The sequence below is a fragment of the Crocosphaera sp. XPORK-15E genome (genome assembly GCF_034931425.1).
Classification (GTDB): Bacteria; Cyanobacteriota; Cyanobacteriia; order Cyanobacteriales; family Microcystaceae; genus UHCC-0190.
Window position 1 is genome coordinate 1 of the sequence record NZ_JAYGHQ010000028.1, and the last position, 24,737, is coordinate 24,737.

At 35.5% G+C, this 24,737-nt stretch carries 41 protein-coding genes and 1 pseudogene; 13 read left to right on the forward strand and 29 right to left on the reverse strand.

The window, feature by feature from the left end; translation table 11 throughout:
* Positions 1–532: 532 nt before the first annotated feature.
* The 15 genes from VB691_RS22575 to VB691_RS22645 all read right to left on the reverse strand — a co-directional run bounded on the left by VB691_RS22575 (position 533) and on the right by VB691_RS22645 (position 9,422).
* A complete protein-coding gene (locus tag VB691_RS22575) occupies positions 533–1,276 on the reverse strand; it encodes a hypothetical protein (RefSeq protein WP_323293784.1) in 744 nt (247 codons plus the stop codon).
* A 243-nt stretch (positions 1,277–1,519) separates the two neighbouring features.
* Positions 1,520–2,530, reverse strand: a complete 1,011-nt coding sequence (locus VB691_RS22580; protein ID WP_323293785.1) for a hypothetical protein — start codon at positions 2,528–2,530, stop codon at positions 1,520–1,522.
* Positions 2,531–2,563: 33 nt separating this feature from the next.
* Positions 2,564–3,109 carry a hypothetical protein gene (locus VB691_RS22585; RefSeq protein WP_323293786.1) on the reverse strand — a complete coding sequence of 182 codons (546 nt, stop codon included), beginning with the start codon at positions 3,107–3,109 and terminating at the stop codon, positions 2,564–2,566.
* Positions 3,110–3,163: 54 nt separating this feature from the next.
* The gene (locus VB691_RS22590) at positions 3,164–4,123 is read right to left on the reverse strand and encodes a hypothetical protein (RefSeq protein ID WP_323293787.1); all 960 of its coding nucleotides are present in this window, start codon (positions 4,121–4,123) and stop codon (positions 3,164–3,166) included.
* 7 nt (positions 4,124–4,130) lie between these two features.
* Positions 4,131–4,634: a hypothetical protein gene (locus tag VB691_RS22595; protein WP_323293788.1), complete on the reverse strand. Its 504-nt coding sequence runs from the start codon at positions 4,632–4,634 to the stop codon at positions 4,131–4,133.
* 4 nt (positions 4,635–4,638) lie between these two features.
* Positions 4,639–5,115 (reverse strand): hypothetical protein, encoded by a 477-nt coding sequence (locus VB691_RS22600; protein WP_323293789.1) that lies wholly within the window; start codon positions 5,113–5,115, stop codon positions 4,639–4,641.
* A 30-nt stretch (positions 5,116–5,145) separates the two neighbouring features.
* Positions 5,146–5,403: a hypothetical protein gene (locus VB691_RS22605; RefSeq protein ID WP_323293790.1), complete on the reverse strand. Its 258-nt coding sequence runs from the start codon at positions 5,401–5,403 to the stop codon at positions 5,146–5,148.
* Between the two features lie 8 nt (positions 5,404–5,411).
* Positions 5,412–5,864: a DUF262 domain-containing protein gene (locus tag VB691_RS22610; protein ID WP_323293791.1), complete on the reverse strand. Its 453-nt coding sequence runs from the start codon at positions 5,862–5,864 to the stop codon at positions 5,412–5,414.
* 30 nt (positions 5,865–5,894) lie between these two features.
* Positions 5,895–6,425: an HD domain-containing protein gene (locus VB691_RS22615; RefSeq protein ID WP_323293792.1), complete on the reverse strand. Its 531-nt coding sequence runs from the start codon at positions 6,423–6,425 to the stop codon at positions 5,895–5,897.
* Between the two features lie 19 nt (positions 6,426–6,444).
* Positions 6,445–6,660, reverse strand: a complete 216-nt coding sequence (locus VB691_RS22620) for a hypothetical protein (RefSeq protein WP_323293793.1) — start codon at positions 6,658–6,660, stop codon at positions 6,445–6,447.
* 49 nt (positions 6,661–6,709) lie between these two features.
* On the reverse strand, positions 6,710–7,447 hold the full coding sequence (locus tag VB691_RS22625) for a DUF262 domain-containing protein (protein ID WP_323293794.1): 738 nt from the start codon (positions 7,445–7,447) through the stop codon (positions 6,710–6,712).
* Positions 7,448–7,499: 52 nt separating this feature from the next.
* Positions 7,500–7,829, reverse strand: a complete 330-nt coding sequence (locus VB691_RS22630; protein ID WP_323293795.1) for a hypothetical protein — start codon at positions 7,827–7,829, stop codon at positions 7,500–7,502.
* Positions 7,807–8,025: a hypothetical protein gene (locus VB691_RS22635; RefSeq protein ID WP_323293796.1), complete on the reverse strand. Its 219-nt coding sequence runs from the start codon at positions 8,023–8,025 to the stop codon at positions 7,807–7,809. Before VB691_RS22635 ends, VB691_RS22630 begins: the two co-directional genes overlap by 23 nt.
* Before the next feature lie 49 nt (positions 8,026–8,074).
* Positions 8,075–8,368, reverse strand: coding sequence for a hypothetical protein (locus VB691_RS22640; RefSeq protein ID WP_323293797.1), 294 nt, complete (start codon positions 8,366–8,368; stop codon positions 8,075–8,077).
* Between the two features lie 76 nt (positions 8,369–8,444).
* The gene (locus VB691_RS22645; RefSeq protein WP_323293798.1) at positions 8,445–9,422 is read right to left on the reverse strand and encodes an HNH endonuclease; all 978 of its coding nucleotides are present in this window, start codon (positions 9,420–9,422) and stop codon (positions 8,445–8,447) included.
* A 16-nt stretch (positions 9,423–9,438) separates the two neighbouring features.
* Between VB691_RS22645 and VB691_RS22650 the strand changes: the two genes are divergently transcribed.
* Complete coding sequence (locus VB691_RS22650; RefSeq protein ID WP_323293799.1) at positions 9,439–9,648, forward strand: hypothetical protein; 210 nt, start codon at positions 9,439–9,441, stop codon at positions 9,646–9,648.
* Here VB691_RS22650 and VB691_RS22655 read toward each other — a convergent pair.
* Entirely contained in the window at positions 9,640–10,023 is a 384-nt protein-coding gene (locus tag VB691_RS22655) for a hypothetical protein (RefSeq protein WP_323293800.1), read from the reverse strand. The genes VB691_RS22650 and VB691_RS22655 overlap by 9 nt on opposite strands.
* On the opposite strand from VB691_RS22655, the gene VB691_RS22660 reads away from it, so the two are divergent.
* Positions 10,022–11,074 (forward strand): hypothetical protein, encoded by a 1,053-nt coding sequence (locus tag VB691_RS22660; RefSeq protein ID WP_323293801.1) that lies wholly within the window; start codon positions 10,022–10,024, stop codon positions 11,072–11,074. The two genes, VB691_RS22655 and VB691_RS22660, sit on opposite strands and share 2 nt — an antisense overlap.
* 47 nt (positions 11,075–11,121) lie before the next feature.
* Positions 11,122–12,012, forward strand: a complete 891-nt coding sequence (locus VB691_RS22665; protein WP_323293802.1) for a hypothetical protein — start codon at positions 11,122–11,124, stop codon at positions 12,010–12,012.
* Between the two features lie 123 nt (positions 12,013–12,135).
* Here the strand turns inward: VB691_RS22665 and VB691_RS22670 are convergent, their stop codons facing one another.
* The 6 genes from VB691_RS22670 to VB691_RS22695 are packed head-to-tail and all read right to left on the reverse strand — an operon-like array spanning position 12,136 to position 14,768.
* Positions 12,136–12,483: a hypothetical protein gene (locus VB691_RS22670; protein ID WP_323293803.1), complete on the reverse strand. Its 348-nt coding sequence runs from the start codon at positions 12,481–12,483 to the stop codon at positions 12,136–12,138.
* A complete protein-coding gene (locus VB691_RS22675) occupies positions 12,464–13,078 on the reverse strand; it encodes a tetratricopeptide repeat protein (protein WP_323293804.1) in 615 nt (204 codons plus the stop codon). The genes VB691_RS22670 and VB691_RS22675 overlap by 20 nt, the downstream gene beginning before the upstream one ends.
* Complete coding sequence (locus VB691_RS22680) at positions 13,071–13,505, reverse strand: GIY-YIG nuclease family protein (protein ID WP_323293805.1); 435 nt, start codon at positions 13,503–13,505, stop codon at positions 13,071–13,073. The genes VB691_RS22675 and VB691_RS22680 overlap by 8 nt, the downstream gene beginning before the upstream one ends.
* A 16-nt stretch (positions 13,506–13,521) precedes the next feature.
* Positions 13,522–14,070 carry a hypothetical protein gene (locus VB691_RS22685; protein ID WP_323293806.1) on the reverse strand — a complete coding sequence of 183 codons (549 nt, stop codon included), beginning with the start codon at positions 14,068–14,070 and terminating at the stop codon, positions 13,522–13,524.
* A 54-nt stretch (positions 14,071–14,124) separates the two neighbouring features.
* Positions 14,125–14,520: a nuclear transport factor 2 family protein gene (locus VB691_RS22690; protein WP_323293807.1), complete on the reverse strand. Its 396-nt coding sequence runs from the start codon at positions 14,518–14,520 to the stop codon at positions 14,125–14,127.
* Positions 14,517–14,768, reverse strand: a complete 252-nt coding sequence (locus VB691_RS22695) for a winged helix-turn-helix transcriptional regulator (protein WP_323293808.1) — start codon at positions 14,766–14,768, stop codon at positions 14,517–14,519. Before VB691_RS22695 ends, VB691_RS22690 begins: the two co-directional genes overlap by 4 nt.
* A gap of 61 nt (positions 14,769–14,829) precedes the next feature.
* Between VB691_RS22695 and VB691_RS22700 the strand changes: the two genes are divergently transcribed.
* Positions 14,830–15,420 (forward strand): GIY-YIG nuclease family protein, encoded by a 591-nt coding sequence (locus VB691_RS22700; protein WP_323293809.1) that lies wholly within the window; start codon positions 14,830–14,832, stop codon positions 15,418–15,420.
* A gap of 49 nt (positions 15,421–15,469) precedes the next feature.
* Positions 15,470–16,507: an alpha/beta hydrolase gene (locus VB691_RS22705; RefSeq protein WP_323293810.1), complete on the forward strand. Its 1,038-nt coding sequence runs from the start codon at positions 15,470–15,472 to the stop codon at positions 16,505–16,507.
* Here VB691_RS22705 and VB691_RS22710 read toward each other — a convergent pair.
* Entirely contained in the window at positions 16,496–16,873 is a 378-nt protein-coding gene (locus VB691_RS22710) for a hypothetical protein (protein WP_323293811.1), read from the reverse strand. The genes VB691_RS22705 and VB691_RS22710 overlap by 12 nt on opposite strands.
* 132 nt (positions 16,874–17,005) lie before the next feature.
* On the opposite strand from VB691_RS22710, the gene VB691_RS22715 reads away from it, so the two are divergent.
* The 5 genes from VB691_RS22715 to VB691_RS22735 all read left to right on the forward strand — a co-directional run bounded on the left by VB691_RS22715 (position 17,006) and on the right by VB691_RS22735 (position 19,192).
* Positions 17,006–17,587 (forward strand): GNAT family N-acetyltransferase, encoded by a 582-nt coding sequence (locus VB691_RS22715; RefSeq protein WP_323293812.1) that lies wholly within the window; start codon positions 17,006–17,008, stop codon positions 17,585–17,587.
* Between the two features lie 86 nt (positions 17,588–17,673).
* Positions 17,674–18,072: a nuclease A inhibitor family protein gene (locus VB691_RS22720; protein ID WP_323293813.1), complete on the forward strand. Its 399-nt coding sequence runs from the start codon at positions 17,674–17,676 to the stop codon at positions 18,070–18,072.
* An 89-nt stretch (positions 18,073–18,161) separates the two neighbouring features.
* The gene (locus VB691_RS22725; RefSeq protein ID WP_323293814.1) at positions 18,162–18,521 is read left to right on the forward strand and encodes a DUF433 domain-containing protein; all 360 of its coding nucleotides are present in this window, start codon (positions 18,162–18,164) and stop codon (positions 18,519–18,521) included.
* Positions 18,496–18,858 carry a DUF5615 family PIN-like protein gene (locus tag VB691_RS22730; protein WP_323293815.1) on the forward strand — a complete coding sequence of 121 codons (363 nt, stop codon included), beginning with the start codon at positions 18,496–18,498 and terminating at the stop codon, positions 18,856–18,858. The genes VB691_RS22725 and VB691_RS22730 overlap by 26 nt, the downstream gene beginning before the upstream one ends.
* A gap of 106 nt (positions 18,859–18,964) precedes the next feature.
* Positions 18,965–19,192: a hypothetical protein gene (locus VB691_RS22735; protein ID WP_323293816.1), complete on the forward strand. Its 228-nt coding sequence runs from the start codon at positions 18,965–18,967 to the stop codon at positions 19,190–19,192.
* 11 nt (positions 19,193–19,203) lie between these two features.
* Here VB691_RS22735 and VB691_RS22740 read toward each other — a convergent pair whose 3' ends face one another.
* Complete coding sequence (locus VB691_RS22740; RefSeq protein ID WP_323293817.1) at positions 19,204–19,419, reverse strand: hypothetical protein; 216 nt, start codon at positions 19,417–19,419, stop codon at positions 19,204–19,206.
* Positions 19,420–19,570: 151 nt separating this feature from the next.
* On the opposite strand from VB691_RS22740, the gene VB691_RS22745 reads away from it, so the two are divergent.
* The gene (locus VB691_RS22745) at positions 19,571–19,891 is read left to right on the forward strand and encodes a hypothetical protein (protein ID WP_323293818.1); all 321 of its coding nucleotides are present in this window, start codon (positions 19,571–19,573) and stop codon (positions 19,889–19,891) included.
* Complete coding sequence (locus tag VB691_RS22750) at positions 19,810–20,262, forward strand: HNH endonuclease signature motif containing protein (RefSeq protein WP_323293819.1); 453 nt, start codon at positions 19,810–19,812, stop codon at positions 20,260–20,262. Before VB691_RS22745 ends, VB691_RS22750 begins: the two co-directional genes overlap by 82 nt.
* Here the strand turns inward: VB691_RS22750 and VB691_RS22755 are convergent, their stop codons facing one another.
* Positions 20,263–21,291 carry a DNA/RNA non-specific endonuclease gene (locus tag VB691_RS22755; RefSeq protein WP_323293820.1) on the reverse strand — a complete coding sequence of 343 codons (1,029 nt, stop codon included), beginning with the start codon at positions 21,289–21,291 and terminating at the stop codon, positions 20,263–20,265.
* Between the two features lie 497 nt (positions 21,292–21,788).
* Between VB691_RS22755 and VB691_RS22760 the strand changes: the two genes are divergently transcribed.
* Positions 21,789–22,403, forward strand: coding sequence for a PEP-CTERM sorting domain-containing protein (locus tag VB691_RS22760; protein WP_323293821.1), 615 nt, complete (start codon positions 21,789–21,791; stop codon positions 22,401–22,403).
* A gap of 196 nt (positions 22,404–22,599) precedes the next feature.
* On the opposite strand, the pseudogene VB691_RS22765 reads toward VB691_RS22760, so the two are convergent.
* The 4 genes and pseudogenes from VB691_RS22765 to VB691_RS22780 all read right to left on the reverse strand — a co-directional run.
* A pseudogene (locus VB691_RS22765) lies at positions 22,600–23,004 on the reverse strand (type II toxin-antitoxin system VapC family toxin); the annotation flags it as partial.
* Complete coding sequence (locus tag VB691_RS22770) at positions 23,001–23,300, reverse strand: hypothetical protein (protein WP_323293822.1); 300 nt, start codon at positions 23,298–23,300, stop codon at positions 23,001–23,003. The pseudogene VB691_RS22765 and the gene VB691_RS22770, both read right to left, overlap by 4 nt.
* Before the next feature lie 121 nt (positions 23,301–23,421).
* Complete coding sequence (locus tag VB691_RS22775; RefSeq protein WP_323293823.1) at positions 23,422–24,228, reverse strand: class I SAM-dependent methyltransferase; 807 nt, start codon at positions 24,226–24,228, stop codon at positions 23,422–23,424.
* 271 nt (positions 24,229–24,499) lie between these two features.
* Positions 24,500–24,737: hypothetical protein (locus VB691_RS22780; RefSeq protein ID WP_416245450.1), on the reverse strand; the 238-nt coding region annotated here is incomplete at its 5' end.

The following is a 24,737-nucleotide window of genomic DNA, read 5'->3' on the forward strand; positions in this document are numbered from 1 at the left end:
GCTTCATCCTGGCCATGGTTAGATCACCAACAATAACCCCCTCACCAGTAGTCAGTCGGTGGGCGGGACTATTAACTTTGTTTGTAACCATTAACTTTCATTCCCGCCCACGGACGGGAGCTATTTATTTTCAAAGTCTAGTCGGTGCGCCTCCTCACGATAACCTTGTATTCTGCACCATTAACTTTGGGCGCACGGACGGCGGTTCTCAATTTAGATATTGGTGAATTATTAAAATTAGTTTGACTGCTATAACTTACCAAAAAGAATAACGAGCGATCGCCACCAATCAAATAGTAATAAAAATTTTGTAGTTAGGAACTTAACATAAAAAAAAGGGAGGTTATCTCTATTTGTCCGAAGTAAAAATGTGTGTCCTGGAGGCAATTAACTTGTCCGAAGTGACAAATTTATGTCCTTTAAATTCTGGTGACATATTAACAAAGCCCATGCACACCGACCGACGAGAATTAATTGGTTATGACGTAAAGCTTATCTGCGGCGGGTGATGGGCAACGTTAGACTGCGAACTTCAGGATGAAGATTTGACACTACTTTCTTGAAGATTAAATATTCGCTCAAAGGTATGTGGTTTTGTAATATGAGTCAAGTTAAATTGTGTCAAGCCAAGAACTCGGCTAAAGCGAAGAATCCCTAGCTGTAGTCGTGATGGATAAACTTTATATTCAAAGGATGACCATACAAGAATATAGGTTGCGGACTTTGGAACCACTGTTCCGAAAGTATAAATCTGCTCTATTTGTGGTCGAACAAAAGTATCATGACCTATAACCTTGATACCTCGCTTTTCTTCCTGCATAGTCACCTTAAAAAAAAGAATTCTGTCAAGTAGTTTTTCAATTTTGTTTTTTTTCAATCCTTTCCCAGAAGATTGCGGTTTAACAGGAGATACATTAACGTCGAACAAGAGATCTTCTTCAAGAGAGTTTATAAAGCTTAGCCTTCCTTTTTTATTTTCATCTCCGAAAATAAGAGCGTCATCTGTCTGATTTAAGTAACGTAAATCTATTCTTAGATTGTGTACTACTAAAGTTGAAGAACCTAAATTCTTTAGATAAAGAAATATTTCCAAAAGATACTTATCGCTCTGAACCCCTTTATTTTCGAGGGTTAAATCAAATTTGACAGAGGGGATAATCCCTCTCTCAGCAATAAATTTACTGTATACCCATAATCCTGTAATAAAGGCACCAAATATTATACTTAAATTCGATGTTACTTCTATCCAAGTCTGCAAATCTCTAGGCCAAAACATACCATTTCACTTTACTAGTTTTGCTTCAAGCATATTTTAAATCCAATTCAATCTGACAAAAACTACAAGAAACTTAACGCTAAAATAATAAATTAGACAAACGTAGTCAAATACCTTTTAAAAATATTTAACAATCTTAGTCAAAAGTATCTAATTAATTTCAGGGAGGCAACTTTTGGTCGATTTTTCCCTAAATTCCCAAGGTGTGATCTCGCGCTCCGCGAGTGCGACAGTAACGCTTCTCTACAAATAACCTTTTCTATAATCCTGACTCGCCATCTCCAAAGCTTCTTCATAAGTCCAACGCTCAATAGGTTCAATATTTTCTACTTCAAGAAATCGGGATAAAATAGAATCATTCCCTGTAACTTCATTAATAATTTTAGCGATTTCTTTACAAGAGCTTTGAGGATATTTAACAACCTGTTCCTCACTAAATCTTATTACTATCCATAGACAGTCAAGGAAAAACTCATCTCTGATTATTTCTTTTTCTAAGTTTAAGTAATGTAAAGGTTGTCTCCTTTTATAGCCATAAGGTTCATCAATTTCAATATCAATGTGTAAATTAGTTTCTTCATCAATATAAGCAAAGTCAGGAGTATAATGAAAACCTTTGTCATAATCAGTATTCTGTAACCAAACCCCTGTTTTAATTTTATTACCAAAATACTGTTTTAAATAACCTTCAAATCTTTCCTCAGAATGACCTCGTTTAGCTTGACTATTAATACCCTGATAACTTACCAAGTCAGTTAAAATAGATGGTAATTGATTTTGATTTCCCTTAACCTGTTGTTCCCAAAGTTTTAAAGCTTCCCCGTATTCCCTTAACGCTGTTCCATAATTAGCTTGTTTATTATCAAATTTAGCTAAAGCGATTGCATAATTATCTAATCTTAATAAATACCGTTGTTGTAATTCTTCGTGAGCTTGTTTACGTTGAGGAAATGATTTAAGCTGAACAGAAGCATTAATTCCTATTAAGATTAAGCTGATAACTAAACCTAAACTCATTATGGCGGCTCCCCACCCAGGACTAAAAACACTTAACAGAAGCCCTGATACAATGCTAATAAATAATCCCATTCCCCCCCAAGTAAGAAATGCTTTAACATTCAAGGGTTGGGGTTCTGGGGGTAATGGTGGTGGTTGTTTAGGACGGTTGGGATAAGTTGGTTTAATGGGTTGGGGAAGGTGTTCTCGTTGAGCTTGGAGAACTTTAGGGATGAGGATGACAGGATAATGACTCATAATTTATCTGCGTCCTTGTCGCAGATACAAAACTTAATCAATTATTTTAGCCTCAACAGGTAAACCATACTGAAGAAGATTCAGAGTTAAAGGTGAATTATAATTTAAGAAGTTAATTTCACTATCCCCTGATGTTTGTTTTTCTTCAGTCTTTTCCATGACCCATTGCCGATTAAAAGGTATTCCAAAATAACAGGGACTTAATTCATTCCAAGTAACATCAATTACCTCATTATCAAACATTACCCAAGCGTGTTCAATAGGATAAACATTAGTTGTATCAGACAAAGCCAAGCCTTCGCAATAGATTAAACCTTCAGGATTTTCAGGAGCGAATATTATACTTAAACAGTTTTGATAACATTGTTGAGGGATGCCGATTTGTTGCGCTTGTCCTCCTTCCATGAACTGCCCATGTTCGAGTAAAATTTCTTGAATGCACCAGTATTTCCAATCTGCCTTATAAGGGTCAGGTTCAGCCCTTACGCCTTCAACGATGCCCGTTAGGAATTCTATCATTAACTGTTGATAATTGACGGTGGTGGGTTGTTTACGGGTGACTGATAAGATTTTAAACATGACGTATTCCCAGGCGTGTTACCGTTAGTGTTCCCAAGGAAGGGGGGAAGGCTATCAACCATTAACTAATACAGGTTCAATCCAAATTAACTTATGTTGTTGTTGCTCCTTTTGCCCATAAGGTTGCCAGCGATAAAACCCCCGTCGCCAATGAGTCATTTTACTGTTACCAGTTTGGGCTGAATCATATTGTTTATCTGCTTTAACCTGATAATCTTCACCAATAATATAAGGGCTTAATTTTTGCTTTTTACTTATCTTTTTCTTCCTGGTACTATCAGTATTAATCGACTCAGTTAATTGATTAGGTTTCAGTTGTAAATACAGTAAAGTTTGAAGGAGTAAAATTGTTACGCGATCGCTAAATTCTTTTTCACTTTTAGTATCAATATTTTTGCCATCATCTTGAAGAATTGTGTTGATGTGCATATCATAAGATTCTTCAATCAGTTCATCATCTGTAATGGTTAAATGACGATTAACACCATATTGAGTTCTATCTTCTAAGACGGTAAACCAACTTAAAGAATCAGCCGATTGAGAAAGCACATCAAGTTTAGCATTAAGTAGTTCAATGGTGGGAACCGACTCAGCAGCTAAGCGATGGTAAAAGAAAATCCATTTAATCGGAACTCCATCAGGATTGGTTAACTTAGGAGGAACAAATAATAAACCAGTAGGTGTAATGCGCTTAATTTCTCTCAGAGCTTTAGGTAATTGGGTATAATTAAAAGCCTCAAATAACTTCTCATCAAGCCAAAAAGGTTTAAAGCCCATTAGATAAGCTTGATTGAGAATAATCAAAGAATTTTTATGAGTAAAATCTTGGTCAAAGAATGAAGGTTCATAAAACTGATAACTGGTTAACAGTCTAGCCGATTCAAAGGTGACAGTATCATAATCAATAAAACCTTTAGGACTTTTGTACCGTAGTTGATTAAATTTGTCATAGAAAGGAGACTGACGAGTTAATTGATTAATTTGTTTGGCCATTTCTCGTTCATCATTAGTCATAATTGCTTTAACCTTTTTCTAAAACATAATAAGCTTCAGAAGGAAGACCTTCTTTCAAGAATGAATAACCTTCTAAATGATTACATTCAAATAAACTTAAATAATTACTTCGCTTTTTATCCTCTCTTTCTTTCAGAATAGACTTAACAAAAGCTATTGAAAAAGGAATCCCGATATAAGCTTGGGCGGGTTCTTCCCAAGTTGGTTCAATAACCATTCCTGAGTGATCTAATAACCAAGCATGAGCAAGAGGAAAGGGCATATTATTAGAAAGGGTGAAACCTTCACAATAAGTTAAGTCAGGGTGTTCAAAAGCAATCAATTGACAATTATAATAACAATTCTTGGGCTGTCCCATTAATTCTTTTGGGGTTGTCGTTGGTTTCATTTCTTGACCTATTTCTAACACTAATTCATAAAAAGTCTTATATTTATATTGAGCATTTTTTCCTGACTTGTTCACTAGCACAGAATACTGTTGAAGCAATTGTCTTAAGATTGAGATTGACATGAGTTTAATATCCTTGAGATTCTAATTGTTTTAACTTGTTTAATTTACGAATCACTAATTGAGCATTAGTTTCAGGTTTACCTTCTTCCGTATTCCATCGTTCTTTTTCTAGCCAGTCTCGTAATTCAGAAGTGGGACGAAATGACCAAACAGGATTGTTCTTGTCATATTTTACCTTAGATTGTTTAATAATATAAGGATGTTTAGCATCCCATTTTTGTTGACTGGTACGATTCTGAGTTTCTTTCTGTTCTACTATTTCAGGCATCAGTTCTATTTGAAGATAACCACCGGATTTTAATTGCCATCGTTGATGATAATAATCAAAATTTTTCTTGGCTCCTTGTTCAGTTTTCCAACGTTTACACCAATCAAAGTAAATTGGATTATCTATACAATTTAACTCTGATTCTTGATGAGCCGTATAAAGCCATCCCATCGGTTTACCTTCTTGATTATAACAACGAAATCCATAATACATAATAGTTATTCTTTAATTAGTATCCATTAGTTACTTTTTTCCCCAATAGGCAGACAGAATTTGTTCACAGAAATCAAATTCTTTTTGACAACGTTCTTGAAAATCGGACAAAGCTTCCTCATAAGTTTTAAAGTAATGACCTTGACTATAACGGTCATTCAAACTGGTGTCTAAATCTTCATAACAAGTGGAATAGTTAGCATTAGGATCATTAGCAAGTTCTCTGAGAACAAGAGCGCGGTTCCTTGTCCCTGGTTGTTTAGGTAATCTGAGAGTGATAAGTTTCATTATATTTACTAACTTTGACAATCTAGCCAATAAGATATATCAGATGACGGTGAGATGACGATTGTTCTCACAGTAATCCTCTTGAATCGTCTTTGTCTAGGTAGTAATAAGTCTTGGAAGTGGAAGCCATTTAAAGTTGATAATTTTTTAAGTGTTTCTAATTTTAAATGACCATTGACAAAGTTAATCGTTGTGTACAATCTTTGCTTACCATCGATAATATTTTTATCATTATCCATAATGAGCCGAAGGACAGGTAAACCCATCAATACAGATTCTATAAAATAAGATTGTTGTAAAGCATCCCAGTTAAGCTCATCATTGATTTGTTCTTGACTAATCTGTTCAATGAAAAATTCAAGGGGATAATCTACTGTGTTAGAATCACATTTTTTCTTACCTTCCAGAATAGCCATTTCTATCATTTCCTGTTGTTTGAGATTATTAGATTGTAAGTTCATAATAGTTTTATCTTAATGAAGATAAGAAGTTTAGTGAAAAGCAGTCAAACTGTGTTCTAATTCTTTCCAAAGTTGTTGAGAAAGCTGGCTACTTGAATAAGCTTTTAAAGCCTGTTCAAAGTCTTGTTGTTCTTTACTGTACATTTTCAACTTTTTAGGATTGTCTAGTTGTGAAGCTCTGATATTAGCAATTCTATCAGCTAATTTAAGGATAATTGCTTTCTCATTTTGCCGTGTTTTAATATAAGTTAAGGCTTTCCGTTCCTTGCGATTTTTTCCTCGTTCATCAGTTACAGCTTCAACAATATCAGCAACTTCTTGACCAAATTTGTTAAGGATTAAGTCATAGGTTAAACTGGTATCTTCAAGACTATCATGCAACCAAGCAGCAATGAGAATGGGAGCAATTTCAGGATTATTTAAAGTGCCTCCAAACTTAATCAAAATATTAACCACTTCCTGAAGATGATGATGATAAAGAAAGTTGCCATATTGTTGTCCTTGATGTGCTTCTATTGCCATCAATTCTGCTGTTTTAAATTGTGCTTCCCAATTAGTCATATTGGTTAATTCCTAAAAGTTAAGACCTTCGCATAAATCCATCAATCCATCGGCCTAATTCTAGGCAGTTATAAACAAAATCACCTAACTTCCCCCAACGATGAGAATGTTCTCCATCAACTACGATGTAACCCGTTTTATAGTAACGGTATCGGCTAGGTGCGGCAGGGTCGCCGCATTTATATAATTCCCATCCTCGTTTTTTAGCTTCTTCTTTGGCTTTGTTAAATCTCATGGTTTGACTAAAGTTTTAATGGTAACTATTTTTTTTGTGCATCACCCGATTACAAGTTCATGAGTAAATGCTTAGTTATAGTTTTTTCATAGAGTTTAGCTATCTTTCTAGCTTTGTTAATATCTGATGGAAGATAACTAGAAATTTGAACTTTCCCACCATAAACAGTTATTAGTTTTTCACCATTTTTTTCCAATGCTCCGTGATATCCATCTTCTACAGGATGAAACCACAATCCATCTTCTTCAAACCACAAATCATTCGGATTCTTCTCTTGACTGATTTCTTCAATTTCTGAGGAGAACCGTTCACGAATTAATTGCTTACACTGCTCATCAGTTAACTGATTATTTGAGGGTTTAATGACAATACATACAACTAACCTGCGCTTATCAAGACGATCTCTTATCTTGTAGGGTAATGATTGATAATTATACCCATTTAATTCAGGATAAACTTCAACACCAGTTAATTCAAATTTATTGTCATAAAAATCGATAATCGCACGGAGTCTTTGATTCCCGTCAATGACCTCATACACATTATCATCAGATGTATAAAGGATAATAGGAGCAACAGGAATATTGAAGATTATAGACTCAATTAAATGACTTTTGATTTCAGTATTCCATTGACGGCTTTGAGGACGAGTAAATTGATATTTTTGGCGCAGTTTTATGTCTTCTACAAGTCTTGGTAAATACACCCGATCTCGTTCATTGATAAACCCTCTGTTATCAGCTTCATAGAGGTTATTTAGTTCTTGATCAGATAAGCTTAATGTCATTTTATTAGATTCCTCTCATTACGGTTCAATTCTATTAATAAGCATCACGAATTTATAGATTATCAAAGACAAATCGTGCATTTTCAGGATGCACAATCGTCAAGTGACCGATTCCTGAAGTGTAAGGCTGAACAAAAAAATAAGGGTGAGTGGTTTCTTCTTTTACCTTGACTCCCATTCCATAGTCATAGTAGCCATCCCACGGGCGATTATTTGTAATGTCACAAAACTCTGGTGGTAAATAACATCGATAAAATGAATTGAACAGTTGAATCGTTGTTTTTTCTACATCAATGGTTACAGGCATTTTGCCATTATGAGTATCACAACAGCTAATCCGTCCAGACTGTGCTACAAAATTAAAAAATGTTTTCATCATCATTTGGAACATTCTCAGTGATTTCGACATTCTCAAAAAAATGTGTTTCTCTTGCCCATTTAATCATCAAGTACCCTTTCAATGTTTCAGTTAAAAGTTGTCCAAATTCATCACTCACATCCTCAAGACAATTGACTTGAGAACATTTGTTTTTTAACTCTTTAATTAATCCAAGGAAGGGTTGTTCTAAACTTTTCAAACGTTAACTCCTTTATTGATTATATTCATCATCATCTAATTAATTTTCCTTAGTAAATAACGATAGAAGTTCCTAGTTTATCAGTCTGAAAATTACTGATGATTTGATTGGTGGCAATCGAATTTCCTTCATCTTCATCATAGAGTAATTCAGGAAAGGTCATTAATGCTCGAAGCAGAGATGTAAAAGAATTAATAATCAGTGCATAAGTTTCCTTTCCGTACATTCCCCTTCCAGAATATCCTTCAACAATCTCACTTTTAAAATCATTTTCGTTAACGTCACATTCTTCTAACATTTTTTCCATTGCTTCATGAAGAATATCTGCTTCTTGTTTAGTCATTAATTTATTCCTAACTAATTACCTTCTATTTTACTTCGTAAACGAAGTAAAGGCAATCTCTAACAGATAAGTTTTATTAAGCTGTTTGTTTATCTAAGAAAGATTGACGATGCCAAGCGAGGGATTCAGAGGAAGGGTGATATCGTTCATTATTAGGGAGCGAGAGTCTTTTACCCTGAAACTGACTCATGGGGGTAGAATGGGGGGAATCTTCGTGTAAACTTTCAGATAGTTCTATTGTATAGTCATCGTTGATAGTGAACCAGAAACGGTCAAATGCCCAATGATGATTTTTGCAGAGGGATAATCCGTTATTGATGCGATCGTCATAAAATTGAGAGAAGGGTTTAATATGTGCGCCATCGACAATATTTTCTAGGTTATTGAACACTTGTAACTCACAGAAGGCACAGCGATAGCCATAGACAGATGTAACCGCTTTACGGAACGCCCCATCTCTAACAATGATGGTTTGTTCATCTTCTTTTTCAATCTCTTGCCGTTGATACACTTTGCCACCACTGGCCAATAATCGATTTTCTAGGTCTTCGAGGGCATCAACAGAAAGCGATCGCCTAATTTGTGGGGTCTTATCAGAGAACCAAGAATCAATTAAAACTAAGGTCAGTTGATTTCTAAAGGTTAGTTGAGAAAGTAAAGCGAACAGTTCGGGGTCAAGGTAAGCATAATCGACAGCTTCATTCAAGGCTTTAATGGTTCTTACTTTGACTTTAGATTGAGGGGATTCAACAAATTCAAACCCTGAGTTACCTTTAAAATGCCAAAAACTATCACCTTTGAGATGGAAAAAAGGTAAACCAATGTCAGGATGACGATGAATGTCTAAGTCAGTCCAGAGTTTAAGAAAAGTGGCAATCAGTTCAGGAGTGAGGTAAATTCGATTTTTTGTGATCTTTCCTCGTTCAATTAGTTCTATAATTGATAGGAGAAGAACTGGCTTATTAAGGGCAATTCCTCCCTTGCGGCTAACATTTAACCCATTCTTACCAGCGTTAGAAAATTTTTGACAGTAATAATTAATATCTTTAATCACAAGTAACCATCAACCCATGTACTTTTATCAACAAGTAGACCAATTCAATTATGAGTCAATTGTGGACTATTTGAAAGCACGCGCTCGTCAGAATGGCATTGACCCTGATGTGACCGATGATATTGTAATTGTCTGGGATGATTGTGAACGAGATCATGATGATGAAGGCAGTTTATCGATATTTGGTAAACTCTATGTTTCCAAAGAATTACTTAAGCTAGTGTAAATGATAAAACATGAGAGGAGCCGTCATAATCCAAAGAAGAACAATAACCCACACTCGACCAGCGAATAAATTATAGTCTTCTAACAGTTTTTGCCATGAATGTTTGGCCACATAATAACCAAAAACAAACTCAAAAATGACAGTTAATCCTAACCAGAGAACCCCAATCATAATAGCTTCAATAGATGAAGTCAACGGGAAAAGATAAGTTAATCCCCAAATATAGAAACCGAATAACAAGACTCCAGTTAATGTCGAAACTTGATGCGCTTGTAATTCAGTGAGGGGCTTTCCATAAGTTGACTCTCTAATAATGCCATTGAGAATAGCGATGAAGACCATGGGAATCCATGCCAGCAGGTAAGGTACAATCATGTTGATTCCTCCAATACTTACTTTTATTTTATCGCTTCAACTCATGCCTGAATATCGCTGTACCCGTAACGCTTCCTATCTTCATGACTGCATTGGACGTGATGATATTACTGCACGACAAGGATACTATATCAAAGCCAATAGTCCTGAAGGGGCATGGAAGGAGATGGCCACAAGGTTTCCTAAAGATGTTGAATGTGGTTTCACGATACAAGAGTGGGAGGGATTTAATGTGAGGGTTGTTGAGGTAACAGAAAACAAAGAACGAGAAAATACACAAGAATTATCAACTCAATTCCCAACAAAAGAATTATTAGCTCAACTATCAGAAGTATTAGAATATCATACGCCACCTTATCAGCCTTTGAAAGTTCCTCAATATCGTCCAGGTCAATACGGAGAATGGAAATTAGAAGAAAAAGAAACTCCATTATCAAGAGGGTATTTTACCTCAATTCAATCTGTTGTTAATAATTATCGTTTATGTCGGGGTCAAATACTTTGGATGAGTTTGACCCCAATGGAATTAGAAAGTCAATCTCATCATGCTTTGGCGGCTAAGGATCATACGGTACTGATGGGATTAGGTATGGGATTATTACTGTATAACGTTCTGTTAAGAAGTGAAGTTAAAAAAGTAACAGTAATTGAGAATGATCCTGACATTGTTAAATTGTTTTATCAGATTACAGATGCGACTTCTTGGCCAGGTTGGGAGAAAGTATCTATTATCATTGCTGATGCTTTAAACTGGATTCCATCGGAACCTGTTGATTATTTAGCGGTTGATATTTGGTCAGCTTTAGGAGATGAAAACTTGCGCTCTGATGGACAGAAAATACAAAAGAATGTACAGGCCAAACAAGTCGCTTTATGGGGACAGGAATTGGACTTTATTACTTTTTTAGTTGAACGGGGTTATTCACAACCTTGTACTTTGTCTCAGTATCATGAATATATTGATGCCATTGGGATTCCTTTAATAGAAGCTGATAACCCTAATTATCCTGACTATTGTTTTCGAGCCGCGCAGATGGTATTTAATTATTAATATCTACTGTCTTTCAACGGTTCAAGCAAGCATAGCAAAAATCAACTGTGATTCAACCACCAACACCACCACAACACGCCACCGAATACTTACATGAGTTAGCCCAATATTACTGCGATTTAATTGACTACCATGAACAAGCTGTGATCGCCGCAGCCAAACAACTCGCCCATGTAGAGGCATTGCTAGGAAATGATCCTGCGTTGGCCACTCAAAAAGTGCGGTCTTGCGGAGCGAGTGCTATAGCATCTTGGTTAGAAGATGAATCTCCTCAACCAATTTCATTATCAATTGCCCAAGAGAATACTCAAGAAAAAAATTCTTCATCGACTGTTGGGAGTTTTGATACCCATAGCCAAACCCATCAAGAGAATGAAAGCATAATTCATAGTAGTGTAGATGATAAGGCTATTGATGATAATAATGATGAGCAAGTTTACGCAAAAGAAATCTCTTTACCAACTGTAGAACAATGTGAGACAGCACAAAGTGAGGTTTTACCCACTATAAAAGTGGCAGAATTATTATCAATTAATAGAGAACAAATCTATGAGTTAAAAAATTTATATTCAGACAATTTTATCATAGGAATTGATTACTTCAAAAATAATAAAGGTCATTATTTTTGGTTAATAAGTGGTGTAGAAAAACTTAAAACTTATCAAACCAATTTTGAGAAAAAAACGTCTGATATTCCTATATTACCAGAATATCAAGGATTAAGTAGAGTTGAAGCGATCAAAAAACTTTTTTCCTCCCAATCTTTACGAGATTGGACAATCACCGAGGTAGTTCAAGGTCTTTATGGTAATGTCGATGAAAAGGAAGCTCGTTATATTAGAGATCCAATCAGTCGAACTTTAGCAGCCGGACATCATAAAAACTATTGGAAAAAGGTTCTCAAAAAACTTGGTGTTTATCGTTCTAATCCAAGCTGATTATTCGTCCATTCTCTCAACGTTTCCCGTTTTTCTATTATAATAATGAGTAGGCTTATTGTTTCTATGTTTAAGTTCGTAGATTACACAAATAAACCCACAAATAGGGTAATTGAGACGCTATCAAACTGAATCATCAACCCAAGAACAAACGGGACAGTCCCAATTAATTTTAGGGGGATTATTAAGATTAAATTGATGCCCACACTGAGGACAAACACCAGTAAACAGATGATGAGTGTTCAGCCTTTCTAACTGTTGTTCTCTGGTCAATCTTGGTCTTCTATTGAGTATTAATTCCCCATTATAAAAACTATAACCCTCTGGGGCCCATTGTTGTTCCTCTTTGAAGTTTGGGTCTTCTCTAAAGTCTGGGCAATGGTTTTCTGTGACACCATTGGGATGCACCGCGCAGACAATGTGCGGGTTATGAGCGTAGAGGAGACAGCGATCACATTGAGGGATTTTCATTTGTTTTTACTTTTTGTAAAATTTCCGAGGCGATTTTTATATTATTTAAAGCATCTGTATTATCAGGTTGAATTTCTAAAGTTTTCTCCCAAGATTGGATAGCATCTTCATACTGTTCGTTATTAAATAGTGTATTTGCTCTATTATACCAAGCTTGATAAAAATCTGATTTAATTTGTAATGCTTCATGATAAGAAATGATAGCTTCTTCATATCTTTCTAAATCATCTAAAACATTACCTCGACAAAACCAAGCTGTTTCATCAGCTTTTATCTCTAACACTTTATCCCAAGAGGCTAGTTCTTCTTCAGGTTTTCCTAATTTATTTAAAACTATGCTCCGTCCCAACCAGCTTTGATAGTTATCTGAGTCCAATTCTAAAGCTTTGTTATAGGAAAAAAGAGCATCTTCATATCTTTCTAATTGTTGTAATGTTGTGCCTCTGTTATGCAAAGCTCGAATGTAATCAGGTTTAATTTTTAAGGCTTTATCATAAAAATATAGTGCTTTCTTGTACTTTTCAAGGTTGAACCATGCGTCACCATCAGCGCAAAAGCCAATATGTTTATAGGGAAGATTCTTATATTTAGTCATCAGTAATTATCAACGATTTGGCTATAAAAAATTCTAATCTTGGTTTTACTTCATAATAAAATAAGTGAGCAGGACAATCACAATCTGATGAGCCGAACTTTTTAATGGGAATGTTTGAATGTTCATCTTTGAGTAACAACTCAGCCCATTGATGTTCTCGTTTCATCGTATCAGTTGAATACAAAAGTTCAAGAGGGGTTAAACTCGCTCTAAGATAATCAAGATGCCAATGATGACGTTTATTAATCTTTAAATGTCTAGTAATTCTTGATTTGAGTCCACCCTGACCAAAGGCACTACCAATGTAACAATAATAACCAGGTTTAATCTGATAAGTTCCTAGTTTGCCTATGGTCACTGGTGATGAGGTTGAACAGTGAAAAACTAAACAATAAGTGCCTGGTTGAGAAGGTAAATTAAGGGGCATTGTTGAGAATTAAAAATTATTGAATTTCCTTGTAACCTAGCAAACTGAGGGTATTCAAAATTTCAATCACCGCTCGCGCATCCTCCCTCGCATTTGAATTAACTGGTTTGTAAAGCTCTTTAAATAAACAGTTTTCAGCCATACCAAATACTGGTCGCATTTCATGATCAACAATTTTCCATTCAGGATTATAAGTCAGATAGCGGGCTTTAAGAATCATTCCCTCAGCCGGTCCTCCCAAATTACAACTAACTATGCTCTGGGGTGGTTCTTGAATCCCTCCTGAAAGACTGTCGTAGCTAAAACTACGCCGTAATGTCTCAAGTCTTCTATATAATGGCTCAGGCACTTCAATTGATTTTCCGTCTATTTTTAGCGAAAAGCTGTCGTCAATAGATGTGGAATTAGGATCAATATCATTTCCATAAAACTGAATCTCTCTGGTCGTGGTTGTATCAGATCTGTATTGGAGGTTCAACAATAATATTTGCTCGGCCTTCACAACATTGGGGAACATCGCCAAACAAGAAACCAAGATCATGTTAAGATTTATCAAAAACTTCATACTCTAAATCCAGATTAGATTTTATCTTATTCTAACTGTTTAATTATAGACTATTTATTTCCTCATAATAGGACTACCATGATGATGAACTAAGTACCATTTCTGTGCCATTCTCCTAAATCCATTAGTGGCCATTGATAAAGCTTCTAATTTTTTCCCTTTATGAACTTGTGTAACTTTTTCAATCAGAACAATATAAGCGATTTCTTGACCCATATCAATGTTAATAATCTCTGTATCAATTTCTAAATAATCGGTGTTTTTAAAGATAGTTTCCCAGGAAGTACGAATAGGCTCCCATCCTTTAAGAACGTTACCACCAGGATGAATACAGGTGCTGCCCGCCCCTTGCCACCAGATTTGACTGAGAGCAGAAAGTTCTCTTTTCTCAAAAGCTCGATAAAAAGCCTCGTTAATGGCAATTACTTCAGATTTATCATCAGTTGTCATATAATTGATACTATCTCTTTTGTGGGTGATCTTAAATAATAAACCTTGACCATCTCCTTTTTCTTAACCGTTACTTTCTGGCTAGAAACTAATAACTTTAAACAAGTTTGGATCATTGAGACAGGACGGTTAAGCTGCTCACTGAGTTCTTTAACAGTCAGACCTTGGGGATGGTTTTTGAGTAGTTCAAGGATACGGTCATCGGTTTTAGGGCCAGGAGTAGCTTTAATGATAACGAAATTGGTCAAGGGAGTACATTGATTCTGATATGATTAGTATTCCCAAGAACTGCTTTAAGATTTCTATCTGATGAAACAACTTAACTTATTTGATGATAACTCGTCTTCTCTGTTTCCTAGAAAAGAAAGTTTAATCATGGACAGAGAAGCATTAATTAAATGGAAACAGAGAATATTTAACTATCAGAATCAAGTTAGAAATAGTCAACCACCGCAACAACAAACTTTATTTGATTTGCCTAAAACTTCTTGGCATACCGTTGATGATATTAAACCCTTTGACTTAAAAATACACTCATCTTTGTTTTGGAGAATGCCAGAAACTAAAAATCAGTTTGAAGATGAAAGTAGTAACGGTTATCTCTATTTTATCATTGATAATACTCTACCAATTTTGTTATATTGTGGAGAAACCAAGTTAACAGCTAATCAGCGTTGGTCAGGAGTTCATTACTGTAAGGATTATATCAGAAATTATATCCAATTGCACCGAATCCATAAACTTGATGTGGCAGTGGTGTCTGCCTTTTGGGAACATATTCCTGCCGATAAAAAAGTCTTGTTAGAATGGGAACGAGATTTGATTTTACGCTATAGATCACCGTTCAATAAGGAATGTTGGCCGTATTGGGGTCAACCGTTTGGGAAGGAGTGGAAATAATAAAGATACAGGCTATAATTATGAAAGATCATCAATCTCTTTAAAATCCGTGATTATAGTAATTTCTAATCGTCTTATCAATGACAATCGCAACGATGAGAATTTTTTGGGTGAAATCCTCAATCCTCAAGGGGCTGATAAAATAACAATCGCCAAAGCTTTTTATCAAGAAAATCAAAAATCGTGGTTAATAGAACCCGTCAGTAAAAATGACAATTTAACCGCTGAAAATCCCTCAATCAAACAACTTTTTCTAGAAATAATTAAGGGGATTGAAAATAACACTTTTTCGAGGAAATGGGTCTTTTATATTCCTGGTTTTAATCAGTCTTCTCGTCACGCTTTAGATTCTAGTCGTAGACTTTCAGTTCAATATGATGTTAATGTTATCCTATTTTCTTGGCCATCTAATCCACAAGGTAACTCAAACTCTCTCAAAGACTTTTTTGAGGCAGAATCAGAATATCGAGAAGCCTTATCTATTGCCAAGTCTTCTGCAATAACTTTAGCTAAAGTCTTCACCACTCTCAGTCAATGGATTGAAGATTCTAGTCTTGATAATCTTTCTCGACAAAGAATAAAATTTACTTTGCTTAGCCATAGTCTAGGTAACTATGTCGTTGAAAACACTACTCTTAATCTAGTATCTAGTAAGGTTGCCGATTTTTTTGATAGCATTATTTTACATCAAGCTGATGTCGATAACCCCAAACATGAACAATGGATTAATAAAATAAAACTTAGTAAAAATATCTATATTACCGTTAATCGACATGATTTTATTTTGACGATCTCTGGAGCCTTTCATAAATTTCGTTTAAATAATCTAAATGTCAATAATCGTTTAGGGAATAATACGAAAGACTTTACGGCACAGAAAGCTATTTATATAGATTTTACTAAAGGGGGACAAGTGCAAAAAGCCCATGATTTATTGTTTGATGTTAGCAATCCTATTGTGATCAATTTTATCAAACAAATATTTAAGGGCAATTCCCCATTCATAAGCAATAGACCTTTTAAACAATCAGACACTCAGCCTAATGTTTATAGACTTGATCAAGATTTCAAAAGTTTAGAGGAGTGATAATTTTACGGCATTATTAATTTCAACAAATAATTGATAAGTAGCATTTCCTCTTGTGCCACCAACAATGATTTTATAGTCCCCGTTTAATGGCAAAACTAAATTAGCACTTGTCACTTCTTTTTTAATGACTGTACCTTTAGGAGTTACTAAATCAAAAACCGCATTATTTTCTAGGGAACTTAGAGAAATTTTCATAGTTTGTTGTGCTGAGGCTCCCACTAAATAAATATTTCTGGTTCCTCTAATAACAGAATCTTTAACAGTTTTTGAAGTAGCACCTCTATCAAACTGAATTCGCCTTGTACGGTTACTTTGTGCGATTAATGTTGTTTCAAGTAATTGCTGTTGTGCTTCAACAATCATAGGGTTTATCGTTAAAGAAATAGTAACGAACGTCAAAATGGAGAGAGATAAGACAAAGATTGACAGTGAGGGGGAAATTTTGCCAAAAGAGTCATAATAAAGATAGAGAAGTGAGCAGGGGGGAAAGCAGTCATGAAAGCGGCGTTAAACACTAAGTCCTCGACCGTTTGTCTAAATCGCCAAAAAGAGCAAGCTGTCATTATTCGTAAAGCCACCCTCGATGATATTTGGCAGATTTATCAACTCTATAAAATAGTGGCTCAAGAGAGTCCAGGGAATTTGACCCAAGAAGACTCAGAAATTACTTGGTCTTATGTTCAAGAAGAAGTGAATAAGGGACTAACAAGGGGACTTATTTTAGTATTAGAAAATCAGGGGTCAATTATTGGTTATCTTAAGGCTTTTACCTCTGAGTTTGGTTGTCAAGCTCATGTGTTAACCAATGCCACGATGATGCTACATCCTTTCTGGCAAAATCAAGGCTATGGAGGTCAACTTATTGAGGCTTATCTCACAGAAATTCAAAGAAATATGCCTCATATTCTCCGCTTTGAACTACTCCCCCATCAAAGCAACCAAAAAGCTATTTGCTTCTATGAAAGGCATGGATTTGTAATTGAAAGTAAAGCCCGTCAAAAAATCAGGAATCAGAGAGGTAATTTAGAAGCAGAAGTAACAATGGTTTGGTTTAATCCTAATTTTGGCATTTATTGAGAACGTCGCCACTCCCAAGGTGGTGTAGGATTTCCTGCCCATATCTCCTAACCTGTGTAAATATAAGATGATCGCTCCCATTTGTAATGATGAAAGCCTCAACTGAACTACTCAATCAACTTAACACCCTCACTGATGGCTTACTGTGGCCGAGTGAAGCTGATTATCCCTTTGAGGTTTTTGTCTGGGATGATTTGACCATCACTCCTGAACAACTTTGCCTTAAGACGGGACATTCACCGGATACTGCTATTAAGACGATGGCCATTGATGACTTCTTTTGTCATTGTACAACTGAACAAGACTGGCACAATGAGGAGGAAACAGCAGAAGTTAAGCGTTATCAAGAATTAGTTAGTTTCCTTAAAGAAAACTTAGAGGATGTCAAGGTTTATAAACTGGGTAAGTGTGAGATTGATATTTATATTATTGGTCAATGTTCAGGGCAATTAATAGGGTTAAAAACGAAGGCAATTGAAACTTAATTGAGAAGATAACTATTAAGTAACTAAAGATAATTTTAAAATATGTATTATAATTGAAATAGTGCGCCTTTTACTTTCATGGATGAATTATGACAAATCTTGAAGACTATTTCAATATTTTAAGCCCCAACGACATTCGACTAAAAAACTCACGCATTGGGATTGAAACCCTTTTATATGAGTATATCTATCGAGCCAAAAATCCAGAAGACATTGCTCAACTTTATCCAAGTTTAACCCTAGAGCAAATTTATGCCACTATTCTTTATTATCTCCATAATAAAGAGACAATCACAAACTATATGACCAACTGGTTAGAATACTGTTTAAAATCTGCTAAAGAACAGGATGAAAATCCCCCAGAACATCTTCTAAAACTTCGTCAATTGAAAGCAGAAAGAACAACTAAAATCAGTAATATTAATGAGTATTCAGTATCTACTAGATGAAAATCTCCCTCCCCTTTACAGGGAACAATTACTCCGTCGTAAATCAGACTTAACCGTATGGATGATAGGCGATCCTGGTGTTCCTCCCAAAAGCACATTAGATCCAGAAATTTTGATTTGGTGTGAACAAAATAAGTTTATTTTAGTAACGAATAATCGCGCTTCAATGCCCGTTCATTTAGCCGAACATCTTTCTCAAAATCATCATATCCCTGGCATTTTTGTTTTGCGTCCCAAAGCAAGTATTGGAGAAATTATAGATGATTTAATTCTCATTGCTGAATTAGGAAATCCACAAGATTATCAAGACTGTATCAGTCATATTCCGTTTATCTAGGTTGATTACTGATTATCAACTCTACTCTGTTTATATTCTGGGTAAAGTAGGAAGTCAATTAATAGGGTTACAAACGAAGGTTATTGAGGGTTAGAAGATATAGAAAATGGAGAGCGTTTTCAAGGATTTTGAATATACTATTAGCGAAGGACTCAAACATCTTATGCCCCTTGAGTCTAAGTTAATCATATTAGGACAAATGCACTATGCAATGGAAAGGGGAGATTTAACAATAAAAGAAGTGGAAAAATTAGAGGAATTGCTAGGGGTAGGACTGAAAAATTATCGTCAAGCAATGGAATATGCTGTATTTGGCTATGTAGAAGCCGAATAAAGAATTAATTACTATTTAATCCATACGCTTGTGTCTAAACTAATGGGAAAATTAAGAGGATGTTGGTTATAAACTTGAGCAACTAGCTCATAGATTTTTTGAGCTAATTCTCGATTCCACTGAAAGAGAGAATGAAACTTATCATCGCCTTGAATAATTTGCAAAGGTTGATTACATAAGTTATCAGTTTCTACTGTCATCGTAAATTGATGCTGTGTTTGACCCATTTCAATCATCACTTGAAAACTATTATTTTGTCTGGTCGGTAAAATGTTTAAGACCTGTAAATTTATTTATTTATTTATGAGCTAATATTTTTGACTTATTTCTATTAATTAGATTATAATAGATTAAATTAAAATACTTAGTTGACAAACCATGACCCCCCAATTAATGGTTAACCCCTCATCCCTAATGACGAATGGGGTAGAAATGAGAGAATTTGGCAATATTTACCTGTTCAGTTTCACGAATCAGCTACAGACCCGTTTTGAAGAACTTTTAACGAAGAAAAAGACTAATTCCCTTTCCTCAGAAGAAGAAGCAGAATACAGGGGAATTTCGGAACTAGAACGAATTTTTACCCTTATTAATGCTCAAATTGCCACAAAAAGCCAATGGTGTCCCTCCCAACTAGAAAACTTGTCCGACGACGAGCGAAATATCTCTGTGAATACTGCCATTCCCCCGAATACTTAAGCCCAGATCGTTTCACCATTGATCATATTCTTCCTCAGTCAAAAGGCGGCTCTGATGAGGATAGCAATTTAGCATTAGCTTGTCATCGTTGTAATGAACGTCATTATAATTTCACCACTGGCTTAGATCCTCAAACCAACAAGGAAGTCCCCCTGTTTAACCCTCGTCAGCAACAATGGTCAGAGCATTTTATTTGGACTCTTAACGGTGTCCGCATTTTAGGGACAACTGCTATAGGGAGAGGCACTTGTTTCCGCCTAGATGTCAACGATGAACGCCGTGATGAAGCTTCAATTCAAATCGCCCGTCGATTTTGGGTAGTAGCAGGTTGGCATCCTCCCGACTCAGATCCTCGCCATAAAAACGATTAATTACTGATTATCAACTCGCCCCTCTATTTTTGATTGAATCTGTGATGAAACATTTGATAAGAAATCAAAACCTGTCACCTTTTCAATCTGGTCAACTGAAACACGATACTGTTTCCAATCAGTATTAGCTACCGCTTGGGTATTAGGAATCCTAACAGCAATTACCCTTGTTTTTTCAGTAACAGGAGCATTGGGATTACCTAAAACTACTGCTACTTTCCAAGTATTAGCAGGAACCGAAACTTTACCATTAGCCAGGGTTTCAATTTGTCCATCCCCTCCGGCAACAATATAAAGAGTTTTTCCTTCTCTTGCTAACTCACGACTGTACTTTTCCAATTCAGCCCATACTTCCCGATTATTAGCGGCTGCTTGGGGAATCATATTACTCATCACAAAAGTGGCACTGTTATCTTGTTCAGTGTTCGTGCGATCGCCTGATGGGGTCATGTGTCCTCTGTCAAAACCACTGCCTCTGTAATCATTAGGGCGCACAGCATAACAACCACTGGGTAAGTCAGGGTCAGGTCTGAAATCCTCAGAACGTTCAACATTGCCTAACCAGCTTGTATTGAGTTGCCAACTAACCCAATTAGGAATCCCCTTGCTACAGTTATAACTCATGACAAACTGAGGCTTTTCGAGTAGGTAATTATTGAGGTCACTGGTTCCGGCATTACTAGAATTGCCTAACTTTAAGTGAACACTGCCATTAGTTACCAGGGTTTGGGGAGTTGATTGAGGGGCTTGGGTGATAGTTCCTTGTTTTGGTAAAGATTCACAAGCAACACCATCAGAATTTCTATCAAGTTTAAAACGGTCATCAGGAAAAGCATTTAAGACCGCTTGTGCTTCTTCTTGGGTGGCAAAGTCTGAACAATTACAATCTGAATTGACGCAGTTGGGTAATGCCGTTTGAGCAGAAGGGGCAGTCTGAGGGGAAGGAGGCGTTAAAGTTGTTGTTTGACGCTGCGGTAAACAGCCTGATAGCACTAAGACAAGGATTAAGCAAAGGATTAGTTTTCTCATGGGTTAACTGGGCTTTATGGTTATTATGCCAGTAAGCAGTTATCAGTCTTTAAGGCGATCTCCATATTAGTATCTTTGTGAAAAAGGGAGCTTTTGCCCCCAACAAAAAAAAACGGGAGCCGAAACCCCCGCAAAAACTGATATTCCTTACAAAATAAGAATTAACTTTAGTATTCCCAGGGGTGGCCATGGTTTCCTCATTGCGCTCTCAGAATATTACATTAAGTATTGTTGCTTCAATAAGTAACGAATTGTGAAGGAGAAAAAAGGGTTAATTATTAGGATAAATATGGATATTATTAGACAATCTTTGTCGTACTTTGAATAATATGGATAAGATTGTCTAATAATACTTAGGTTAGTCTCTTTTTGGGTTGGATTGAAAGATTTTGAGATAGCTGTTAGTTTAGTTTTAGTCCTAATAGATAGATCAGTATTTATTCATAGCTGTTTTGGACATAAAACTTTTTATACTGGCGAGAGGCAAAGGTTAATTTATGAATAAAACAATTTTAAATTCTACTAATAATCTAAATATTTTAGATAGTAAAAGGTTTATGATTTTAACTATCTTAATAATAATCTTTGGAGTAAGTAAAACCGAGAAGGTTCAAGCTAGTAATTTTTATTTAAAACAAGAAGGTTTCCCTAATAATGGAAAAATAATTGGATTTTTTTCAGGTAAGGATAATAATAATAATGGGTTTTTATCTGAAAATGAAATACAATTTTCGTCTTTTGAGTACGTATCAGGAGAAAATGTACCTAATTTCTTGCTAGAAAATAGTCAAAATCTAGAATTTTCTTATAATTTACTTACTAATGAGTTAAACTCGGTAAATGTTCAAGGATTTCTGCAAAATCCTAGTGGTGAGTTTGGTTATTTTTACAATAAAGATGGTCGGCCTTCATCTGGTAATTCTTTAGGACTTGTTTTCACAGGTGGTCCATCTCCTAACACTCAAGATGTTTCTTTTGAGTTAGCAGTAGTAACTTCGGTTCCTGAACCCTCATCAACCCTCTCCCTTCTAGCTCTCGGAACCCTCGGAGCAGCTTCAACCCTCAAGCACAAACTAAAACCCTCTAAAAAAGACAAAACCAAGGTCAGTTAATAAGTCTTTCAAAAGTATTTATAACCCCCAATTTTAGGGGGTTAACTTATTAATAAGTTCAATTAGAATAATTAGGGTTAGAAGCATCTTATTATCCCTGGTAATTCTCTGATATTTTTTTCATTTTCTCTAGCCCCGATTGCCTCAGCAAGAAAAAATACGCTTGATAGATACCATTAACAATGTAGAGGATACCTTCAAATAAAATAATAAAACCTTCTTGTTTAAAATGATGATCATGAGTTAATACCTCATTAATTTTTAAACGTTGCATAACCGTCATAGAAATACAATATGTCAAACTATATTCTTTATCTAAGCGACGACGGTATAAATTTAAACCTTGAAGAAAAGACTCTCTATTTTGAGGGATGACTTTAATATGAGTATTCTGCATAATATCATCAACAAATTGTACAGTACGCCCCCTCAAAGAAACTGTTGCTGACAGAAAATTTAAGACCTCAATCAAAACTTCATCTGTTGTCACAATTTCAACAGTTTTCAGAGTAGAGGTTAATTCTATTACTCGTTGATGCCAATTATCTTTATTGTTGATTAAAGCCACCCAATAAAAAGTATCTGCAAAAATTTGTTTCATTGACTTTTCTTAGGAGTTCCATAAAGATAATGATCATGTTCTTCTGCACCATCAACAGGAAGGTTATTAAGGTCTTCTTCTATCAAATCATACTTATTAACCATGTTTAAAATTGACTCTCCTGTTGTTTCTTGTCCAAGTTCATCTTGCCTCAGATGAGTTTCTAAAGTCTCTTGTAGTCTATTTAAAACCTCATCTAAAGAACTATCTTGATAATCAATAGAATCTAACTCAGGAAAATTAACTGAATATCCATGTTCGTTCTTAGCAACAACAATATTTATTTTATCAACCATCTTTATTAAATAAGAGCGACATTATTTCTTCTTTTATATTAGCACTTATGAACATTATTGGCACAATTTTATAAGTTAAATTATATTGTCAATTGATAATAAGGATTATCGACTTTTGCCCCTATTTTCTGCCTAAGCATCGATAGATAATAATACCTCCCACACTCGAAGGAATGTTAGGTAAGTTTTGCCAATAATCTAAGCCTGATTTGAGTTTGATAGGCTCAAGACTTAATTGCTCAACCATTTGTGGAATTGTTGGAGCTAACCATTTTGTTACATAGTCAACAAATTCTTGTAATTCTTGATGCCAAAAATTAAAGCCTAATGGTTCATTAGTTACGTTTTTAAACCCTATTTCCTGGAGTTGTTCTCCCATTCTTCTAGCAATATAAGGATTTCCATTTCTGGCTAATAATGCCCATAAACCCTCTTTTAGATAATCAAAATCAGGATGCTCTGGATAGACTAAAAGCGTTTTTAAATCGGTTTCTGTGAGGATAAATTTCCCCCCAGGCTTAAGGACGCGATAAACTTCTGAGAGGGGAAGAATAGGGTCTTTAATATGTTCTAAAATCCAAATCCCATAAACATAGTCAAAATGATTATCATTCCAAGGTAATTTATTAATATCCCCTTGATGTAAATTGACATTTCTTAATCCTAGACCTTTCAAATAATCATCAGCTAATTGAAGTTGTAAAGGTTCAACATCAATACCTACAAAATTTAAGCCTGGATATTCTTGTCCTAAAATACCCAAAACTGCCCCTACCCCACAACCAATTTTTAACAATGTTTTATCATTGTCTAAATCAAGATTTTTGAGAATCAAAGAGTCTTTCCAATAATACGCCTGTTGAACCAAACGCTCTTTTTCCTCAAAACCATAACCGTGTATATAAGCAGCCTTTTTTGATTCATTCATTGAAGCACTCCTTGGTTTAACGACTTTTTGTACATCAATGAGAATATCTTATTTCACAGTAGCTCGTTCGCCGATTATGGTTTTGAAACTGTTACCGACACCCCAAAATTGACACTACCAATACCCATCCCCAAACCAAGGCCAGTTAAAGGGTCAAGGTTAGCGATTGCAGATAAACCACCCCCTAGAATCACCCCTGAGACTTGTAAGGCCAGAAATAACTTTAGTATCCTGTGACGTTCTTTGATAGCCACACAGTGAAGGGTGGCCGCTATTGACGGCGGTTGCGTTTCCTGGCCAGCATCTTTTTTACGGTGTTATTGGGGGAGTCCATTAAATTAGTAAGAGATTGCTGTCTAACTTGTTCTGACTGGTTCACTTGTTCTGTTAGTCCAGTTATGGAGAAGTCACGATGTTTGAGGTAATCTGCGGTGAGATAATTTAAAGTGGTGATGGTTTCTGCTGCGATGTGCTGCGCTGCGGTATCAACTAAGTTTAAATTCTTCTCT

Bases quoted from the DNA above. Each gene is read 5' to 3' on its own strand.
- VB691_RS22700 (WP_323293809.1), top strand. From the start codon at position 14,830: ATGAAACAACTTAACTTATTTGATGATAACTCGTCTTCTCTGTTTCCT.
- VB691_RS22630 (WP_323293795.1), bottom strand. From the start codon at position 7,829: ATGATGATGAAAACATTTTTTAATTTTGTAGCACAGTCTGGACGGATT.
- VB691_RS22775 (WP_323293823.1), bottom strand. From the start codon at position 24,228: ATGAATGAATCAAAAAAGGCTGCTTATATACACGGTTATGGTTTTGAG.
- VB691_RS22710 (WP_323293811.1), bottom strand. From the start codon at position 16,873: ATGATTGTTGAAGCACAACAGCAATTACTTGAAACAACATTAATCGCA.
- VB691_RS22585 (WP_323293786.1), bottom strand. From the start codon at position 3,109: ATGTTTAAAATCTTATCAGTCACCCGTAAACAACCCACCACCGTCAAT.
- VB691_RS22690 (WP_323293807.1), bottom strand. From the start codon at position 14,520: ATGACAACTGATGATAAATCTGAAGTAATTGCCATTAACGAGGCTTTT.
- VB691_RS22580 (WP_323293785.1), bottom strand. From the start codon at position 2,530: ATGAGTCATTATCCTGTCATCCTCATCCCTAAAGTTCTCCAAGCTCAA.
- VB691_RS22625 (WP_323293794.1), bottom strand. From the start codon at position 7,447: ATGACATTAAGCTTATCTGATCAAGAACTAAATAACCTCTATGAAGCT.
- VB691_RS22735 (WP_323293816.1), top strand. From the start codon at position 18,965: ATGGAGAGCGTTTTCAAGGATTTTGAATATACTATTAGCGAAGGACTC.
- VB691_RS22620 (WP_323293793.1), bottom strand. From the start codon at position 6,660: ATGAGATTTAACAAAGCCAAAGAAGAAGCTAAAAAACGAGGATGGGAA.
- VB691_RS22760 (WP_323293821.1), top strand. From the start codon at position 21,789: ATGAATAAAACAATTTTAAATTCTACTAATAATCTAAATATTTTAGAT.
- VB691_RS22740 (WP_323293817.1), bottom strand. From the start codon at position 19,419: ATGGGTCAAACACAGCATCAATTTACGATGACAGTAGAAACTGATAAC.
- VB691_RS22610 (WP_323293791.1), bottom strand. From the start codon at position 5,864: ATGAACTTACAATCTAATAATCTCAAACAACAGGAAATGATAGAAATG.
- VB691_RS22660 (WP_323293801.1), top strand. From the start codon at position 10,022: ATGTTGATTCCTCCAATACTTACTTTTATTTTATCGCTTCAACTCATG.
- VB691_RS22715 (WP_323293812.1), top strand. From the start codon at position 17,006: ATGAAAGCGGCGTTAAACACTAAGTCCTCGACCGTTTGTCTAAATCGC.
- VB691_RS22615 (WP_323293792.1), bottom strand. From the start codon at position 6,425: ATGACTAATTGGGAAGCACAATTTAAAACAGCAGAATTGATGGCAATA.
- VB691_RS22675 (WP_323293804.1), bottom strand. From the start codon at position 13,078: ATGACTAAATATAAGAATCTTCCCTATAAACATATTGGCTTTTGCGCT.
- VB691_RS22720 (WP_323293813.1), top strand. From the start codon at position 17,674: ATGATGAAAGCCTCAACTGAACTACTCAATCAACTTAACACCCTCACT.
- VB691_RS22640 (WP_323293797.1), bottom strand. From the start codon at position 8,368: ATGACTAAACAAGAAGCAGATATTCTTCATGAAGCAATGGAAAAAATG.
- VB691_RS22745 (WP_323293818.1), top strand. From the start codon at position 19,571: ATGACCCCCCAATTAATGGTTAACCCCTCATCCCTAATGACGAATGGG.
- VB691_RS22680 (WP_323293805.1), bottom strand. From the start codon at position 13,505: ATGCCCCTTAATTTACCTTCTCAACCAGGCACTTATTGTTTAGTTTTT.
- VB691_RS22750 (WP_323293819.1), top strand. From the start codon at position 19,810: ATGGTGTCCCTCCCAACTAGAAAACTTGTCCGACGACGAGCGAAATAT.
- VB691_RS22685 (WP_323293806.1), bottom strand. From the start codon at position 14,070: ATGAAGTTTTTGATAAATCTTAACATGATCTTGGTTTCTTGTTTGGCG.
- VB691_RS22730 (WP_323293815.1), top strand. From the start codon at position 18,496: ATGAGTATTCAGTATCTACTAGATGAAAATCTCCCTCCCCTTTACAGG.
- VB691_RS22650 (WP_323293799.1), top strand. From the start codon at position 9,439: ATGTACTTTTATCAACAAGTAGACCAATTCAATTATGAGTCAATTGTG.
- VB691_RS22595 (WP_323293788.1), bottom strand. From the start codon at position 4,634: ATGTCAATCTCAATCTTAAGACAATTGCTTCAACAGTATTCTGTGCTA.
- VB691_RS22590 (WP_323293787.1), bottom strand. From the start codon at position 4,123: ATGACTAATGATGAACGAGAAATGGCCAAACAAATTAATCAATTAACT.
- VB691_RS22725 (WP_323293814.1), top strand. From the start codon at position 18,162: ATGACAAATCTTGAAGACTATTTCAATATTTTAAGCCCCAACGACATT.
- VB691_RS22600 (WP_323293789.1), bottom strand. From the start codon at position 5,115: ATGTATTATGGATTTCGTTGTTATAATCAAGAAGGTAAACCGATGGGA.
- VB691_RS22655 (WP_323293800.1), bottom strand. From the start codon at position 10,023: ATGATTGTACCTTACCTGCTGGCATGGATTCCCATGGTCTTCATCGCT.
- VB691_RS22575 (WP_323293784.1), bottom strand. From the start codon at position 1,276: ATGTTTTGGCCTAGAGATTTGCAGACTTGGATAGAAGTAACATCGAAT.
- VB691_RS22605 (WP_323293790.1), bottom strand. From the start codon at position 5,403: ATGAAACTTATCACTCTCAGATTACCTAAACAACCAGGGACAAGGAAC.
- VB691_RS22670 (WP_323293803.1), bottom strand. From the start codon at position 12,483: ATGAAAATCCCTCAATGTGATCGCTGTCTCCTCTACGCTCATAACCCG.
- VB691_RS22770 (WP_323293822.1), bottom strand. From the start codon at position 23,300: ATGGTTGATAAAATAAATATTGTTGTTGCTAAGAACGAACATGGATAT.
- VB691_RS22755 (WP_323293820.1), bottom strand. From the start codon at position 21,291: ATGAGAAAACTAATCCTTTGCTTAATCCTTGTCTTAGTGCTATCAGGC.